The organism is Serratia sp. TSA_130.1 (assembly GCF_052691795.1).
Window position 1 is genome coordinate 189,673 of record NZ_JBQZFS010000008.1, and the last position, 15,383, is coordinate 205,055.

At 62.5% G+C, this 15,383-nt stretch carries 14 protein-coding genes; 9 read left to right on the plus strand and 5 right to left on the minus strand.

Annotated elements, in window-relative coordinates; genetic code table 11:
• Positions 1-88: 88 nt before the first annotated feature.
• From ACUTQY_RS22620 to ACUTQY_RS22640, 5 genes are read left to right on the plus strand one after another with little or no spacing between them, the layout of a single operon-like run.
• On the plus strand, positions 89-1,588 hold the full coding sequence (locus ACUTQY_RS22620; RefSeq protein WP_033645351.1) for a sugar ABC transporter ATP-binding protein: 1,500 nt from the start codon (positions 89-91) through the stop codon (positions 1,586-1,588).
• Positions 1,581-2,570, plus strand: a complete 990-nt coding sequence (locus tag ACUTQY_RS22625; protein WP_015379367.1) for an ABC transporter permease — start codon at positions 1,581-1,583, stop codon at positions 2,568-2,570. Before ACUTQY_RS22620 ends, ACUTQY_RS22625 begins: the two co-directional genes overlap by 8 nt.
• Before the next feature lies 1 nt (position 2,571).
• A complete protein-coding gene (locus ACUTQY_RS22630) occupies positions 2,572-3,525 on the plus strand; it encodes an ABC transporter permease (RefSeq protein ID WP_016930441.1) in 954 nt (317 codons plus the stop codon).
• A 10-nt stretch (positions 3,526-3,535) separates the two neighbouring features.
• Entirely contained in the window at positions 3,536-5,173 is a 1,638-nt protein-coding gene (locus ACUTQY_RS22635) for an FGGY-family carbohydrate kinase (protein WP_004931001.1), read from the plus strand.
• The gene (locus ACUTQY_RS22640; RefSeq protein WP_033645354.1) at positions 5,173-5,772 is read left to right on the plus strand and encodes a KpsF/GutQ family sugar-phosphate isomerase; all 600 of its coding nucleotides are present in this window, start codon (positions 5,173-5,175) and stop codon (positions 5,770-5,772) included. The genes ACUTQY_RS22635 and ACUTQY_RS22640 overlap by 1 nt, the downstream gene beginning before the upstream one ends.
• Before the next feature lie 28 nt (positions 5,773-5,800).
• On the opposite strand, the gene rsmJ is transcribed toward ACUTQY_RS22640, so the two are convergent.
• The 4 genes from rsmJ to ACUTQY_RS22660 form a co-directional block, all read right to left on the minus strand.
• The gene (gene rsmJ / locus ACUTQY_RS22645; protein WP_028128290.1) at positions 5,801-6,547 is read right to left on the minus strand and encodes a 16S rRNA (guanine(1516)-N(2))-methyltransferase RsmJ; all 747 of its coding nucleotides are present in this window, start codon (positions 6,545-6,547) and stop codon (positions 5,801-5,803) included.
• Positions 6,548-6,555: 8 nt separating this feature from the next.
• Positions 6,556-8,598 (minus strand): oligopeptidase A, encoded by a 2,043-nt coding sequence (gene prlC, locus ACUTQY_RS22650; protein ID WP_046687948.1) that lies wholly within the window; start codon positions 8,596-8,598, stop codon positions 6,556-6,558.
• Positions 8,599-8,716: 118 nt separating this feature from the next.
• Entirely contained in the window at positions 8,717-9,178 is a 462-nt protein-coding gene (locus ACUTQY_RS22655; RefSeq protein ID WP_033651785.1) for an HIT family protein, read from the minus strand.
• Between the two features lie 16 nt (positions 9,179-9,194).
• Complete coding sequence (locus ACUTQY_RS22660; RefSeq protein ID WP_025304616.1) at positions 9,195-9,599, minus strand: ASCH domain-containing protein; 405 nt, start codon at positions 9,597-9,599, stop codon at positions 9,195-9,197.
• A gap of 135 nt (positions 9,600-9,734) precedes the next feature.
• On the opposite strand from ACUTQY_RS22660, the gene ACUTQY_RS22665 reads away from it, so the two are divergent.
• The 4 genes from ACUTQY_RS22665 (at position 9,735) to ACUTQY_RS22680 (ending at position 14,496) form a co-directional block, all read left to right on the plus strand.
• Entirely contained in the window at positions 9,735-10,577 is an 843-nt protein-coding gene (locus ACUTQY_RS22665; protein WP_033636386.1) for a 23S rRNA (adenine(2030)-N(6))-methyltransferase RlmJ, read from the plus strand.
• Positions 10,578-10,707: 130 nt separating this feature from the next.
• Positions 10,708-12,060 (plus strand): glutathione-disulfide reductase, encoded by a 1,353-nt coding sequence (gene gorA, locus ACUTQY_RS22670; protein WP_046687949.1) that lies wholly within the window; start codon positions 10,708-10,710, stop codon positions 12,058-12,060.
• A 160-nt stretch (positions 12,061-12,220) separates the two neighbouring features.
• A complete protein-coding gene (locus ACUTQY_RS22675; RefSeq protein WP_033645359.1) occupies positions 12,221-12,715 on the plus strand; it encodes a molybdopterin-dependent oxidoreductase in 495 nt (164 codons plus the stop codon).
• The gene (locus ACUTQY_RS22680) at positions 12,712-14,496 is read left to right on the plus strand and encodes an ATP-binding response regulator (protein ID WP_033651793.1); all 1,785 of its coding nucleotides are present in this window, start codon (positions 12,712-12,714) and stop codon (positions 14,494-14,496) included. Before ACUTQY_RS22675 ends, ACUTQY_RS22680 begins: the two co-directional genes overlap by 4 nt.
• Here the strand turns inward: ACUTQY_RS22680 and ACUTQY_RS22685 are convergent.
• Positions 14,486-15,337 (minus strand): helix-turn-helix domain-containing protein, encoded by an 852-nt coding sequence (locus ACUTQY_RS22685; protein ID WP_033645361.1) that lies wholly within the window; start codon positions 15,335-15,337, stop codon positions 14,486-14,488. The two genes, ACUTQY_RS22680 and ACUTQY_RS22685, sit on opposite strands and share 11 nt — an antisense overlap.
• Positions 15,338-15,383: the final 46 nt, after the last annotated feature.

Below are 15,383 nucleotides of genomic sequence, written 5' to 3' on the forward strand. Positions count from 1 at the left end.
CCACACCGGGAAAGTAGTTAAACCCTCGTAGGGGCGCAGCAACGCTGCGCCCAGGGCTTCGGCCGCTACGCAAGCACAGGTTAACGTTATGACAGCCTCCCCCGCATTTATCACCCTGGAGAATATCAGCAAGCGATTCCCAGGCGTGCTGGCATTAGACCAGATCAACCTGACGCTGAATAAAGGCGAAGTGCACTGCCTGGCCGGGCAAAACGGCTGCGGCAAAAGCACCATCATTAAAATCATCTCCGGCGTCTATCAGCCGGAAAAAGGCGCCAATATTTCGCTGGAAGGCAAACTCTTCCACGCCCTGACGCCGCAGCTGTCCGGTTATTACGGCATACAGGTGATCTACCAGGACCTGTCGCTGTTCCCTAACCTGACGGTGGCGGAAAACATCGCCATCCACCGTTACCTGCCCGGCGGCCACTTCTGGGTGCACAAGCGGGTGATGCGCCAGACGGCGCTGGACGCCATGGCGCGGGTCGGCGTACACATCGATCCCGATAAAAAAGTAGAAAAACTGTCGATCGCCGATCGGCAGCTGGTGGCGATTTGCCGCGCCATCGCCGCCGAAGCGCGCTTGGTTATCATGGACGAACCGACCGCCTCGCTGACCCGCCAGGAGGTCGACGGCCTGCTGCGGGTGGTCAACGAACTGAAGGCGGCCGGCATCTGCGTGGTGTTCGTCAGCCACCGATTGGATGAAGTGATGGAAGTCGCCGATCGCATCAGCGTGATGCGCGACGGCAAGCTGGTGGGCACCTGGCCGGCCAGCGAACTGGACAGCCATGAACTGGCGTTCCTGATGACCGGCCAACGCTTTCATTACAGCCCGCTGCCCCCGCTGCCGCCGGCCGAACAGGCGCCGCTGCTCGAGGTGCGCAACCTCAGCCGCGGCGAGAAATACCGCAACGTCAATCTGGCGCTGCGCGGCGGCGAGATCGTCTCGATCGTCGGCCTGCTCGGCGCCGGCCGCACCGAACTGTGCCTCAGCCTGTTCGGCATGACGCGGCCGGACAGCGGCGAGATCCGCATCGAGGGCCGGTCGGTGCAGCTGCACAACAACCGCGAAGCGGTGCGCCACGGCATCGGCTACGTGTCGGAAGATCGTCTGACGCAGGGATTGATCATGGAGCAATCGATCTACGACAACACCATCGTCACCGTCTTCGATCGGCTGCATACCTCGCTCGGGCTGCTGGATCACGCCAAGGCGACCGAGCTGGTCAACCGGCTGATCCGCGATTTGAACATCAAGGTGTCCGACAGCGCATTGCCGGTGAAAACCCTGTCCGGCGGCAACGCCCAGCGCATCGCCATCGCCAAATGGGTCGCGACCCAGCCGAAGATCCTGATCCTCGACTCGCCCACCGTCGGCGTCGACATCGCCAACAAAGAGGGGATCTATCAGATCGCCCGCGATCTGGCGCAGCTGGGCATGGCGGTGCTGATGATCTGCGACGAGATCCCGGAAGCCTATTACAACAGCCATCGGGTGATGGTGATGCGCAAAGGCGAGCTGATCGCCGAATTCGCGCCGCACCAGAGTACCGAACAACAGATCGCCGAGGTGGTGAATGGATAAGTCATTATTGGCCCGCCTGGCCGGGCGGCACGAGTTTTATCTCGGCCTGCTGGTGCTGCTGCTGGCGATCGGCCTAAGCGCCGGCACCGATGAGTTTCTGACGCTCGGCAACCTGACCGACGTCGCCACCAGCTACGCCATTCTCGGCATCCTGGCCTGCGGGCTGTTCGTGGTGCTGATCGCCGGCGGCATCGACATTTCGTTCCCGGCGGTCACCGCCATCGCGCAGTATGTGATGGCCAGTTGGGTGATCCAGCACGGCGGCAGCTTCCCGCTGGCGTTCGCCCTGGCGATTGGCGTCGGCCTGCTGCTCGGGCTGGTGAACGGTTTCCTGGTGTACTGGCTGAAGGTGCCGGCGATCATCATCACCATCGCCACCCTTAACCTGTTCTACGGCCTGCTGGTATACGCCACCAACGGCACCTGGCTGTACGGCTTCCCGGACTGGTTCATGAACGGCATCAACTGGTTCTCGTTCCAGGGCGCCGACGGTTACGACTACGGCCTGACGCTGCCGCTGCTGTGCCTGCTGGCAACCATCGTCGTCACCGGCGTGCTGATGAACCGCACCCGGCTGGGGCGCCAGATCTACGCCATGGGCGGCAACCGCGACGCGGCGTCGCGCCTGGGGTTGAACCTGCTGCGGCTGCACTTCTGCGTCTACGGCTATATGGGCATTCTGGCCGGCGTCGCGGCGGTGGTGCAGGCGCAGATCACCCAGTCGGTGGCGCCCAACTCGCTGCTCGGCTTCGAGCTGACGGTATTGGCGGCGGTGGTGCTGGGCGGCACCAGCATGAGCGGCGGCCGCGGATCGTTGACCGGCACCCTGCTCGGCGTGGTGCTGCTGGCCTTCCTGCAAAACGGGCTGACGCTGCTCAGCGTCTCGGCCTATTGGCACCAGGTATTCAGCGGCGCGATCATTTTGATCAGCATCAGCACCACCGCCTGGAACGAAAAACGCAAGCTGCTCAAGGAGATCTGACATGACGCAGTTAACTCGGTTGATCCCAAACGATCGGATCATTCGCCTGCAGGGCGCGATCATCATCGCGGTGGCGCTGCTGTTCGCCGGGCTGCTCGGATCGCGCTTCTTCAGCCTCGGCAACTTCCAGTCGATCGCCTCGCAGCTGCCGATCCTCGGCCTGCTGGCGCTCGGCATGGGCATCACCATGCTGACCGGCGGCATCAACCTGTCGATCATCGCCGGCGCCAACGCCTGTTCGCTGGTGATGGCGGCGATCATCGTCAGCCATCCCGACCAGCCGCTGTTCCTGGCGCTGGCGCTGTTGGCCGGCCTGCTGGTGGCGGTGGCGATCGGCGCGCTCAACGGCGCGCTGGTAGCCTGGATAGGCGTCTCGCCCATCCTCGCCTCGCTCGGCACCATGACCCTGATCACCGGCCTGAATATTCTGCTGTCCAACGGCGCGGTGATCTCCGGCTTCCCGGCGGCGATTCAATTTCTCGGCAACGGCGCCGTGCTCGGCGTGCCGGTGGCGCTGATCCTGTTCCTGCTGGTGGCGGTGGGTCTGTGGCTGCTGCTGGAGCACACCACGCTGGGGCGCAGCCTGTACCTGATCGGCTCCAACGAGCAGGCCACCCGCTTCAGCGGCGTGAACACCGCGCGGGTGCAGATCGCGGTGTACATCCTGTCGGCACTGCTCGGCTGGGGCGCCGCCCTGCTGATGATGGCCAAGTTCAACTCGGCCAAGGCCGGCTACGGCGAATCTTATCTGCTGGTGACCATTCTGGCCTCGGTGCTGGGCGGCATTAACCCGGACGGCGGCTTCGGCCGCATTCTGGGGCTGGTGCTGGCGCTGATCGTGCTGCAAATGTTGGAAAGCGGCCTCAATTTGCTGGGGGTCAGCAGCTACCTGACCATGGCCCTGTGGGGCGGCGTGCTGATCCTGTTTATCGCGTTACAGAATCGAAAAGCCTGAGGAGAAAATAATGGCGAGCTATTTTATTGGCGTAGATGTGGGCACCGGAAGCGCGCGCGCGGGCGTATTCGATCTCAATGGCCGCATGGTCGGCCAGGCCAGCCGGGCCATCGATCTGTACCGGCCGAAGGCGGATTTCGTCGAGCAGTCGTCGGATAACATCTGGCAGGCGGTGTGCAATGCGGTGCGCGACGCGGTCAACCAGGCCGACATCAACCCGATCCAGGTCAAAGGGCTGGGCTTCGACGCCACCTGTTCGCTGGTGGTGCTGGATAAAGAAGGCAAACCGCTGACCGTCAGCCCCTCCGGCCGCACCGAGCAGAACATCATCGTGTGGATGGATCACCGGGCGATCGCCCAGGCCGAGCGCATCAACGCCACCAAACACCGGGTGCTGGACTTCGTCGGCGGCATCATTTCGCCGGAGATGCAGACGCCGAAACTGCTGTGGCTGAAGCAACACATGCCCACCACCTGGGCCAACGCCGGTTACCTGTTCGATCTGCCGGACTTCCTCACCTGGCGCGCCACCCAGGACGCCACCCGCTCGCTGTGCTCGACGGTGTGCAAGTGGACCTATCTCGGCCACGAGCAGCGTTGGGACAAGAGCTACTTCCAGCAGATCGGGCTGGAAGACGTGCTGGAACACGACGCCGCCAAGATCGGCAGCGACGTTAAAATGATGGGCGAGCCGCTGGGCCATGGCCTGACTCAGCGCGCCGCCAGCGAGATGGGGCTGATCGCCGGCACGGCGGTGAGCGTGTCAATCATCGATGCCCACGCCGGCACCCTCGGCACGCTGGGCGCCACCGGCGTCTCCGGCGAGGTGGCCGACTTCAACCGCCGCGTCGCGCTGATCGGCGGCACCTCCACCGGTCATATGGCGATGTCGCGCACCGCGCGCTTTATCGGCGGCGTTTGGGGGCCGTATTACTCGGCGATCCTGCCGGAATACTGGTTGAACGAAGGCGGCCAGTCCGCCACCGGCGCGCTGATCGACCACGTCATCCAGTCGCACCCGTGCTATCAGGAGCTGCTGGCGCAGGCGAAAACTCAGGGCCAGACCATCTATGAGGTGCTGAACGCCATTCTGCGCCGCATGGCCGGCGAGCCGGAGAACATCGCCTTCCTGACGCAGGACATTCACATGTTGCCGTACTTCCACGGCAACCGCTCGCCGCGCGCCAACCCGACGCTGACCGGCATCCTGACCGGGCTGAAGCTGTCGCGCACGCCGGAGGACATGGCGCTGCACTACCTGGCCACCATTCAGGCCATCGCGCTCGGCACCCGCCACATCATCGAAACCATGAACCACAGCGGCTACAGCATCGACACCATCATGGCCAGCGGCGGCGGCACCAAGAACCCGATCTTCGTGCAAGAGCACGCCAACGCTACCGGTTGCGCCATGCTGCTGCCGGAGGAGAGCGAAGCGATGCTGCTGGGCGGCGCGATGATGGGCACCGTGGCGGCCGGCGTGTTCGACACCTTGCCGGAGGCGATGAGCGCCATGAGCCGCATCGGCAAGACGGTGACGCCGCAGACCAACCAGATAAAAAGCTACTACGATCGCAAATACCGGGTGTTCCACGAGCTGTACAACGACCACATGAAATACCGCCGGTTGATGCAGGAGGAGGCGTGATGCAGCAAGAGTGGCGGCAGGCCGTGCAGGGCTGGCAAACCTACAGCCAGGAGCTGGCGCAGCTGGGCGAACGCCTCGATGCGCGCACCTGGCAACGGCTGCTGGCGCTGCTGGCCGACTGCCGCGGTAAAATCGCCGTCACCGGCGTCGGCACCTCGGGGATTGCGGCGCGCAAGATAGCCCATATGCTGGCCTGCGTGGAGCGGCCGGCGGTCTACCTCGACGCCACCGGCGCTGCGCACGGCGATCTGGGTTTTCTGCGCGCCGACGATCTGCTGATCCTGATCTCGCGCGGCGGCAATTCCGACGAGCTGACCCGCCTGCTGCCGACGCTGCAGGCCAAGGGGGTGACGCTGATCGCGGTGACGGAAAACCCGCATTCCGCCATCGCGCAGGCGGCGCAGCTGACGATCGCCACCGGGGTGCAAAAGGAGATAGATCCGCTGAACATGCTGGCCACCACCTCAATTGTGCTGGTGTTGGCGATCTTCGACGCCGCCTGCACCTGCCTGATGACGCGCAGCGGTTACGATAAGGACACCTTGCTGGCGGTGCATCCGGGCGGCGGCGTGGGGAAAAGTTTGCGGGAGGAAAACTGAGGGCCCGACACCGCGGGCCCGGCAGACATTACAGCGGCATGTAGATATCGAAACGGTGGCTTTTGGTCAGCGTGGCGGCGTGCGCCGGCACATCGGCCAGCGGCGGCGCGTAGTCCGGGCGTTTCACCACCACGCGCTTGGTCGCCAAACGGCGCGCCGGTTCCAGCAGGCCGTCGGCGTCATCGTCGCTGCCCACCAGCGATTGGAACACCCGCATCTCTTTCTTCACCAGCGCGCTTTTCTGCTTGTGCGGGAACATCGGATCGAGATACACCACCTCGGGGCGCGGGCTGAGATCCGCCAGCGCCGTCAGGCTGGAGGCGTGCAGCAGCGTCAGGCGCTCGCGCAGCCACGGGCCGATTTCCGCATCCTGATAGCCGCGCTGCAGGCCGTCGTCCAGCAACGCCGCCACCACCGGATTGCGCTCCAGCATCCGCACCCGGCAGCCCAGCGCCGCCAGCACGAAGGCGTCACGCCCCAGCCCGGCGGTGGCGTCCACCACGTCCGGCAGGTAGCTGCCCTTGATGCCGACCGCCTTGGCCACCGCCTCGCCGCGGCCGCCGCCGAAACGGCGCCGGTGCGCCATGGCGCCGGAGACGAAATCGACGTAGATCCCGCCGAGCTTCGGCTCGTCGCGCTTACGCAGCTCCAGCCGCTGCGGGGTCAGTACCAGCGCCATCGGCGCATCGTCGTCGGACGTCAGCCGCCAGCGCTGCGCCAAAACAGACAAGGCGCCGGGATCGGCGCCTGCTTCACACAATAAACACACGCTCACGTGTCGGGTTATCCTTTAATGCCGTAATGGCGCAGCATAGCATCCAGCTGCGGCTCGCGGCCACGGAAGCGTTTGAACAGCGCCATCGGCTCTTCCGAACCGCCGCGCGACAGGATGTTGTCGAGGAAGGATTTGCCGGTCTCGGCGTTGAAAATCCCCTCTTCTTCGAAGCGCGAGTAGGCGTCGGCCGACAGCACTTCCGCCCACAGGTAGCTGTAGTAACCCGCCGCGTAGCCGCCGGCGAAGATGTGGCTGAAGGCGTGCGGGAAGCGGCCCCAGCTCGGCGAAGGCACCACCGCCACCATTTTCTTCACTTCCGCCAGCGTCGGCAGGATCTGCGCCCCTTTCTCCGGGCTGTATTCGAAGTGCATGCGGAAATCGAACAGACCGAACTCCAGCTGGCGCAGAATGAACAGCGCCGCCTGGTAATTCTTGGCCGCCAGCAGCTTGTCGAGCATGGCCTTCGGCAGCGGCTCGCCGCTCTGGTAGTGGCCGGAGATAAACGCCAGCGCTTCCGGCTCCCAGCACCAGTTTTCCATAAACTGGCTCGGCAGCTCGACCGCATCCCACGGCACCCCGTTGATGCCGGAGACGCCGGCGGTATCGATCTGCGTCAGCATGTGGTGCAGACCGTGGCCGAACTCGTGGAACAGCGTCGTCACTTCGTTATGGGTGAACAGCGCCGGCTGGTCGCCCAGCGGGCGGTTGAAGTTGCAGGTCAGGTAAGCGACCGGTTTTTGCAGCGTGCCGTCAGCCTTGCGCAGGCTGCCGACGCAGTCGTCCATCCAGGCGCCGCCGCGTTTGTTTTCGCGGGCGTACAGATCGAGGTAGAAGCTGCCGCGCAGTTCGCCGTCGGCGTCGAACAGATCGAAGAAGCGCACGTCCGGATGCCAGGTATCCACGTCTTTACGCTCTTTGGCGGTGATGCCGTAGATGCGTTTCACCACTTCGAACAGCCCTTCCACCACCCGCTGTTCCGGGAAGTACGGGCGCAGCTGCTCGTCGCTGATGGAGAACAGGTGCTGCTTCTGTTTTTCGCCGTAATAGGTGATGTCCCAGGCGTCGAGCTCGTCCACGCCATAGTGCTGTTTGGCGAAGGCGCGCAGCTGCGCCAGCTCCTGCTCGGCCTGCGGGCGGGCGCGCTTGGCCAGATCGCTCAGGAAGCCGATCACCTGCTCCGGGCTTTCCGCCATCTTGGTCGCCAGCGACTTGTCGGCGTAGGTGTCAAAGCCCAGCAGCTGAGCCAGCTCGTGGCGCAGCGCCAGCGTTTCCGCCATCACTTCGCTGTTGTCCCATTTGCCGGCGTTCGGCCCCTGGTCAGAGGCGCGGGTGGCGAAGGCGCGGTACATCTCTTCACGCAGCGCGCGGTTGTCGGCGTAGGTCAGCACCGGCAGGTAGCTCGGCATGTCCAGCGTCAGCAGCCAGCCGTCCTGCTCTTTGGCCTGCGCCATCGCCTGGGCCTGCGCCAGGGCGCTTTCCGGCAGGCCGCTCAGCTCGGCTTCGTCGGTAATCAGTTTGCTCCAGCCCATGGTGGCGTCGAGCACGTTGTTGCTGTAGGTGGAACCCAGCTCGGACAGGCGCGCGACGATCTCGCCGTAGCGCTGCTGTTTGTCCGCCGACAGGCCGATGCCCGACAGCTCGAAGTCGCGCAGCGCGTTGTCCACCGCCTTGCGCTGCGGCACGCTCAGCGTCTCGAACGCCGCGCCCTCTTTCAGGCTGCGGTAGGCCTGGTACAGCCCTTCGTGCTGGCCGACCCAGGTGCCGTACTCGGACAGCAGCGGCAGCGCCTGCTCATAGGCGGCGCGCAGCTCCGGGCTGTTTTTCACCGAGTTCAGGTGCCCGATCGGCGACCAGATGCGCGACAGGCGATCGTCCGACTCCGCCAACGGCTGACACAGATTGTCCCAGGTGAACGGCCCCGGCTGCGCGACCACGCGCTCTACCGCAGCGCGGCAGTCCGCCAGCGCGGATTGCACCGCAGGCACGATATCTTCAGGGCGGATCGCCGAAAACGGCGGCAGGGAAAACGGGATCAGCAACGGATTTGTCATAGGGCAGTCCTGATTAGCGTTGGGGCCCGCCACGGGGGCGAGCCTTAAAATGCGTATGAATCTCTAACATGGAGCCAGGCAACAGGAAAATCAATGCCCGGCGTTGATCGTTCGTGCCTTAAACGGCGCATTGGCGAATGCGGGCGGCCAGAGCCGCCAGCTGTTCGTCGTCGGCGCGCGCCGCATCGTGGGAGGAGATATAACCTTCGTAACGCGTGAAAAACTTCGGCGAGGTCGATTCGATCGGCCGCCACTGCTCCAGCGACGCGGTGCCGTGCAGCGGGATCAGTTTGGCGTGCACATGGTCAACGCCGTAGCCCTCAAACACCATGCCGCAGCGGCCGACGTCGTCGAACGCGCGATCCAGCTGCTTTGCCACCCGCTTGGTCGCCAGCATCAACGCGCTCAGCACCTCGTCCGGCAGGTCAAACGCGTAGCTCGGGTGGTGCGCCTTGGGGATCACCACGCTGAAGCCGTCGGTGTTGGGAAAGATGGACAGGAACGCCAGATGGTCGTCGTCTTCCCAGATTTTATGGCACGGCGCCTTGCCCGCCACGATGTCGCAAAAAATGCAGCTCATCCTTTCTCCTTGTGATTCACAGCGTTTCAACCCGTTCGAATTCTTCGAATACCAGCCACATGTCCGGCGCAAAGCTCCCCTCGCGGGTAAAGAATGCCTGATGCCCCTCGCGCCAAAATGCCAGGCTTTTGTCGCCTTCGCCCTCTTTGGCCGCCATCTCGGCGGTCACCTGGTCGTAGCGCACCAGGCGCAGCGCCAGGGTCCTGATCACGCAGGCCGGTTCGCCGCGGCCATCGAGAACGATGCTGTAATCGCCGATCCTCGGGGTTTGTTCCCGACGATAGCTCGCATAGGAACTGCAGGTGGCGGTTTTATCCCCGCTCAGCACCAACCCCAGCAGTTCGTCGGCTAACGCGGGGCCGTCGCCGAACGCCCAGCGCGCCGCGTCGGGGTAATTCGCCAAAATCGCCTGTTTGCTCATCGTCCTGTCCCTTTCTGTTAACGTCTGCGGCAACGGAGTCCGGTTTTTCCCGGCCAGACAGTTTATACTGTGCAGATTATAAGCCTTATTGCATTGAATGCTCCGTCTGCGGAGCACAAGGAACCGCCACCCGTCATGTTAAGTTATCGCCACAGTTTCCACGCCGGCAACCACGCCGACGTGCTCAAACACACCGTTCAGAGCCTGATCATCGAGTCGCTGAAGGAAAAAGAGAAGCCGTTCCTGTATCTGGATACCCACTCGGGCGCGGGCCGTTATCAGCTCAGCGGCGAACACGCCGAGCGCACCGGCGAATACCTGGAAGGCATCGGCTTGCTGTGGCAACGCGACGATCTGCCCGAGGAGCTGGCGGCCTACATGAGCGTGGTGCACAACTTCAACCGTTCCGGCACGCTGCGCTACTATCCCGGCTCGCCGCTGATCGCCCGCCAGCTGCTGCGCCCGCAGGATAAAATTCACCTGACCGAGCTGCACCCGAGCGATTACCCGCTGCTGCGCAGCGAGTTCCAGAAAGACGAGCGCGCCAAAGTGCAGCGCGCCGACGGCTATCAGCAGCTGAAATCCCAGCTGCCACCACCGTCGCGCCGCGGCCTGATCCTGATGGACCCGCCGTATGAAATGAAGACCGATTACCAGGACGTGGTCAAAGGCATTCAGGAAGGCTACAAGCGTTTCGCCACCGGCACCTACGCGCTGTGGTACCCGGTGGTGATGCGCCAGCAGATCAAACGCATGCTGCGCGATCTGGAAGCCACCGGCATTCGCCGCATCCTGCAGATCGAGCTGGCGGTGAAACCCGACAGCGATCAGCGCGGCATGACCGCTTCCGGCATGATCGTCATCAACCCGCCGTGGAAGCTGGAACAGCAGATGAAAAACGTGCTGCCGTGGCTGCACAAGGTGCTGGTGCCGTCGGGCATCGGCCACCATCTGGTCAACTGGGTGGTACCGGAATAATCCCCGGCAGGGCGCGCTTTGCCGCGCCCTGCGTCCGCCTATCGCAGCCATCGACGCAATCTTTGCGACAAACCCCGGTCAGGCGTTAAACTCTTACCCTCTTCAAATTCACAACTCATGGAAATCCCAGATGACGAAACATTACGATTATCTAGCAATAGGCGGCGGCAGCGGCGGTATCGCATCGATCAACCGGGCAGCCATGTACGGCCAAAAGTGTGCGCTGATTGAAGCCAAAGAGCTGGGCGGCACCTGTGTAAACGTGGGTTGTGTACCGAAAAAAGTCATGTGGCACGCGGCGCAGATCGCCGAGGCCATCCATCAGTACGGCCCGGACTACGGCTTCGACACCACCGTCAACGCCTTCGACTGGAAAAAGCTGGTCGCCAACCGCACCGCCTATATCGACCGCATTCACAACTCCTACGATAACGTGCTGGGCAAGAACAAGGTTGACGTGATCAAAGGGTTCGCGCGCTTCGTGGATGCGCACACCGTGGAAGTGAACGGCGAAACCATCACCGCCGATCACATCCTGATCGCCACCGGCGGCCGCCCGAGCCATCCGGCTATTCCGGGCGCGGAATACGGTATCGACTCCGACGGCTTCTTTGAGCTGGACGCCATGCCGAAACGCGTCGCCGTGGTGGGCGCCGGCTATATCGCCGTAGAGATCGCCGGCGTGCTGAACGCGCTGGGCGCGGAAACGCACCTGTTCGTGCGCAAGCACGCGCCGCTGCGCACCTTCGATCCGATGATCGTCGACACCCTGGTGGAAGTGATGAACACCGAGGGGCCGAGCCTGCATACCGAATCGGTGCCGAAAGCAATCGTCAAGAACGCCGACGGCAGCCTGACGCTGCAGCTGGAAAACGGCAAGGCATTCACCGTCGACTGCCTGATTTGGGCCATCGGCCGCGAACCGGCGACCGACAACCTGAACCTCGACGTGACCGGGGTGAAAACCAATGAGAAAGGCTACATCGACGTCGATAAGTTCCAGAACACCAACGTCAAAGGCATCTACGCGGTGGGCGACAACACCGGCGCGGTAGAACTGACCCCGGTCGCCGTGGCCGCTGGCCGCCGCCTGTCCGAGCGCCTGTTCAACAACAAGCCGGACGAGCACCTGGACTACAGCAACATCGCCACCGTGGTGTTCAGCCACCCGCCGATCGGCACCGTCGGTCTGACCGAGCCGGAAGCCATCGAGAAATTCGGCGCGGACAACGTGAAGGTGTACAAATCCTCCTTCACCGCCATGTACAGCGCCGTGACGCAGCACCGCCAGCCGTGCCGCATGAAGCTGGTGTGCGCGGGTAAAGAAGAGAAGATCGTCGGCCTGCACGGCATCGGCTTCGGCATGGACGAGATCCTGCAGGGCTTCGCGGTGGCGGTGAAGATGGGCGCCACCAAGAAGGACTTCGACAACACCGTGGCTATCCACCCGACTGCGGCGGAAGAGTTCGTCACCATGCGCTGAGGCGCTACGTTTATCCCTCTCTCAGGCCGGGGTAAATACCGGCCTGTTCTTTTTGTGCGGTTTACTATTCCCTTCGCACCCGCCTGCTTTTTCTGCCATTATTCTGCCTGATAAATTAGCGGGACTGATACAAACCTCCCCGCGCCTCTGGAGAACGCCGATGCTGTTCAAACTATGCAAAACCCTTGCGATGGCCTGCGTGGCCCTGATTATCGCCCAGAGCAGCGCGCTCAGCTTTACCCTGGAAGTGGCGGGCAAGATCGACAACGTGACCGATCCGGTCAAAAAAAGCTATCTGTTCACCGATAAACAGCTGTTGGCGATGCCGGTGCACAGCATCACGACCTCCACCTCCTGGACGCCGCAGAGGAAGTTTGAAGGGATTTCGGTGGCCGACATCCTGGAGCGCGTCGGCGCCAAGGGCGAGACGCTGACCTTCTACGCGCTGAACGATTATTACATCGACGTGCCGTTGTCCGACGTCAAGAAGTACAACATGATCCTGGCCTACAAGATGGACGGGGAGATGCTGAAGCTCAGAAACTTCGGCCCGCTGTTCCTGGTTTACCCGCGTGACGCCGCCGGGCCTGAGCTGAACTCGCCGTTGTACAACTCGCGCTTTATCTGGCAAGTCGACAGGATCGTGATCAAATGAAGCTGACGACCTTTAAGAACGGCAGCAGGCTGGCGATACCGGCCATCTTCGCCGCGCTGTTTCTGGTGGCTTCGACCGTCACGCTCTATTACTACAGCGCCACCCTGTCGAAGAAAGGGCTGTATGCCATCGCCGGCACGCAGGAGAACTACTCCTGGTCGATCGCCAAGTTCTCCATCAAGCTGGCGGAATTCGACACGTTCGTCGAGCAGCAGAGCCACGCGCCGCAGGTGGACAACGACAACCTGCGGCTGCGGTTCGAAATCCTCTATTCGCGCTTTTACGTGCTGGAAACCGTCTCCGAATCCACGCAACCGCTGTACGCCGAGCCGGGCTACCCGGAAGTGGTCAAGCAGATGCGCCTGCAGATGGATCGCATCGATAAACTGCTGGATAACCCGAAAATCGACTTCAATCAGGTTTTCGCGGCCATGAAGGCCATTAAGCCTTACGCCATCGAAATGGCCAACCTGACCGACCACGCCGAGGTGAAGCAGCGCACCGCCGCCTATGAGGACTACATCGAGAAACGGCACATCATTTTCTATGGGCTGGTGATTGTCATGTTCTCGGTGATCGCGCTGATCGCCATCACCCTGATCGTGTTCCGTCAGCAGCGGCTGACCATTCGCCAGCAGGCCAAGGCGATCGAGGCGGAGAAAGCGACCCGCACCAAAAACGCCTTCCTCGGCGCCATCGGCCACGAACTGCGCACCTCATTGCAGAGCGTGATGTCGGCCATCGACGTGCTGGTGAATACCCGGGTATCGGCGGAGCATGCGGACACCTTCCAGCGGCTGGAGACCGCCGCGCAGCAGATCGAAAGCCAAATGAAAGATCTGACCGACTACGCGCACCTCGACAGCGGCATGATGGAGCTGCGCATCGTGCCGTTCGACGCGCAGAAGCTGATCGCGGAGACCGCCAACGAAATCGCTACTTTGACCCGCAAAGAGCAGGTCAAGCTAAGCTGCGAGGTGGAGTGCAGCCACCTGTTGGTGCATTCGGACCCGCTGCGCATCCGGCAGATTATCGTCAACCTGCTGACCAACGCCTACAAATACACCGAAAGCGGCAGCATTACGCTGCACAGCTGTCTGCGCCGTCAACCCGGCGGCAGTTCGCTGATTATCGAAGTGACCGACACCGGCATCGGTATCGAAAAAGACCAGCTCGATCAGATCTTCAAACCCTTTACCCAGTTGGATCAGTCGCATACCAAGCAATATGCCGGCGTGGGGATGGGGTTGGCGATCGTGCACGGCCTGGTGACGCTGCTCGACGGCACCATCACGGTGTACAGCGAAATCAAGAAGGGCAGCACCTTTATCGTCAGCATTCCGGTGCAGATCAGTGAAGAAGAACGCGCCGACGAGCCCGCCGCCGCCAATGCCTCTCTGCAGCAGAAACCGCAGCAGGTGCTGGTGGTGGATGACAACAAGTCGGTGGGTGACGCCTTTGCGGCGTTGCTGGATAAGCTGGGTTACCAGCACGAACTGTGCGACTCGCCGGAGCGCGCGCTGCAGAAACTGCTCAGACGCCCTTACGACGCGCTGTTGCTGGATCTGCAGATGCCGGGCATCGACGGCGCCGCCCTGGCCAGGCAGCTGCGCAATCGTCGCGGCCCCAACCGCCATGTGCCAATCATCGGCATCAGCGCCTACACGCCTGAGCAACTCACGGCGGATCAGCGCGCGCTGTTCGACAACTACCTGATGAAGCCGGTTCGGCTGGATGCGCTGTCGAACGCGCTGGCCGAGGTGTTCCCCGCTAAAGATTAAAACAGCGTTGCAGTGCGGCTTCGATCACATGGAGCCGCACCGGTTTTTCATAAGGGCCGAGCACATCGTACTCGCGCATCGCCTGAGCGATTTCCGATTCGCGTCGATCGGTGCCCAGCTCACCGGTCAGCACCAGTACCGGCGCGTCCGGGTTGTCGGAGGCGCGGATGGTGGCGATACAGCGATCCGCCGTTTCTTCACCGATTAGCCAGTCCACCACGTAACCGTCGAACAGGCTTTGCTGCAACGCCTGACAGAAGCTGTCGACGTCGTAAAACGCCACCGCGTTGAAACCGCAGCCGCCAAGATACTTGGCCAACTCATCGGCCGCCTGATGCGAATCGTCCAATACCGCAATGCTCAGACGCTCGTCGTCGCCATAGCCGGGCCGGATTTCGATCAGCTCGACGCCATAACGCGGCCCTGCCGGCGCCTCATCGGCGCGATAGATATGCCATTGCCCCTCGATGCGCAGCGCCACAAATTCCGCCGGCCGCCCGGCGGGAAGCTCGTCGCCGATGTGCCCGACGCAAGGCATCGCGACCCCTGCCACAAAAAAGATGGCATCGCGCGCCATGTTCGGTTCGGCCGCCTCGTGTTCGGCGCTCAAATCGGCGATCGCCGCCGGCGTTTCTCCGAGCGCGGCCGCGACGCTGTTGATCTGTTCCAGCGTCCAGGGGCTTTGCCCTTTCAATTTGCGGTGCGCATGTGAAAAACTCAGATCCAAGATGCGGCTGAGCTCTCGGGCATGCTGACGTTTTCCAATCCCGTAATGTAAAAACAGCTCTCTGACCCGATTGGCAATCGACTGTGAATCGAATTTTTGGTGATTGTTATCCATTTGTTCCTTCGATTTTTTTTACTGATTTATCAGTCGTTTTGATTAT

Excerpts from the sequence above, each read along its gene's own strand:
- ACUTQY_RS22655 (WP_033651785.1), bottom strand. The coding sequence starts at position 9,178 with ATGAGCTGCATTTTTTGCGACATCGTGGCGGGCAAGGCGCCGTGCCAT.
- ACUTQY_RS22675 (WP_033645359.1), top strand. The coding sequence starts at position 12,221 with ATGCTGTTCAAACTATGCAAAACCCTTGCGATGGCCTGCGTGGCCCTG.
- ACUTQY_RS22620 (WP_033645351.1), top strand. The coding sequence starts at position 89 with ATGACAGCCTCCCCCGCATTTATCACCCTGGAGAATATCAGCAAGCGA.
- gorA (WP_046687949.1), top strand. The coding sequence starts at position 10,708 with ATGACGAAACATTACGATTATCTAGCAATAGGCGGCGGCAGCGGCGGT.
- ACUTQY_RS22680 (WP_033651793.1), top strand. The coding sequence starts at position 12,712 with ATGAAGCTGACGACCTTTAAGAACGGCAGCAGGCTGGCGATACCGGCC.
- ACUTQY_RS22625 (WP_015379367.1), top strand. The coding sequence starts at position 1,581 with ATGGATAAGTCATTATTGGCCCGCCTGGCCGGGCGGCACGAGTTTTAT.
- ACUTQY_RS22630 (WP_016930441.1), top strand. The coding sequence starts at position 2,572 with ATGACGCAGTTAACTCGGTTGATCCCAAACGATCGGATCATTCGCCTG.
- ACUTQY_RS22640 (WP_033645354.1), top strand. The coding sequence starts at position 5,173 with ATGCAGCAAGAGTGGCGGCAGGCCGTGCAGGGCTGGCAAACCTACAGC.
- ACUTQY_RS22665 (WP_033636386.1), top strand. The coding sequence starts at position 9,735 with ATGTTAAGTTATCGCCACAGTTTCCACGCCGGCAACCACGCCGACGTG.
- ACUTQY_RS22635 (WP_004931001.1), top strand. The coding sequence starts at position 3,536 with ATGGCGAGCTATTTTATTGGCGTAGATGTGGGCACCGGAAGCGCGCGC.
- ACUTQY_RS22660 (WP_025304616.1), bottom strand. The coding sequence starts at position 9,599 with ATGAGCAAACAGGCGATTTTGGCGAATTACCCCGACGCGGCGCGCTGG.
- prlC (WP_046687948.1), bottom strand. The coding sequence starts at position 8,598 with ATGACAAATCCGTTGCTGATCCCGTTTTCCCTGCCGCCGTTTTCGGCG.
- ACUTQY_RS22685 (WP_033645361.1), bottom strand. The coding sequence starts at position 15,337 with ATGGATAACAATCACCAAAAATTCGATTCACAGTCGATTGCCAATCGG.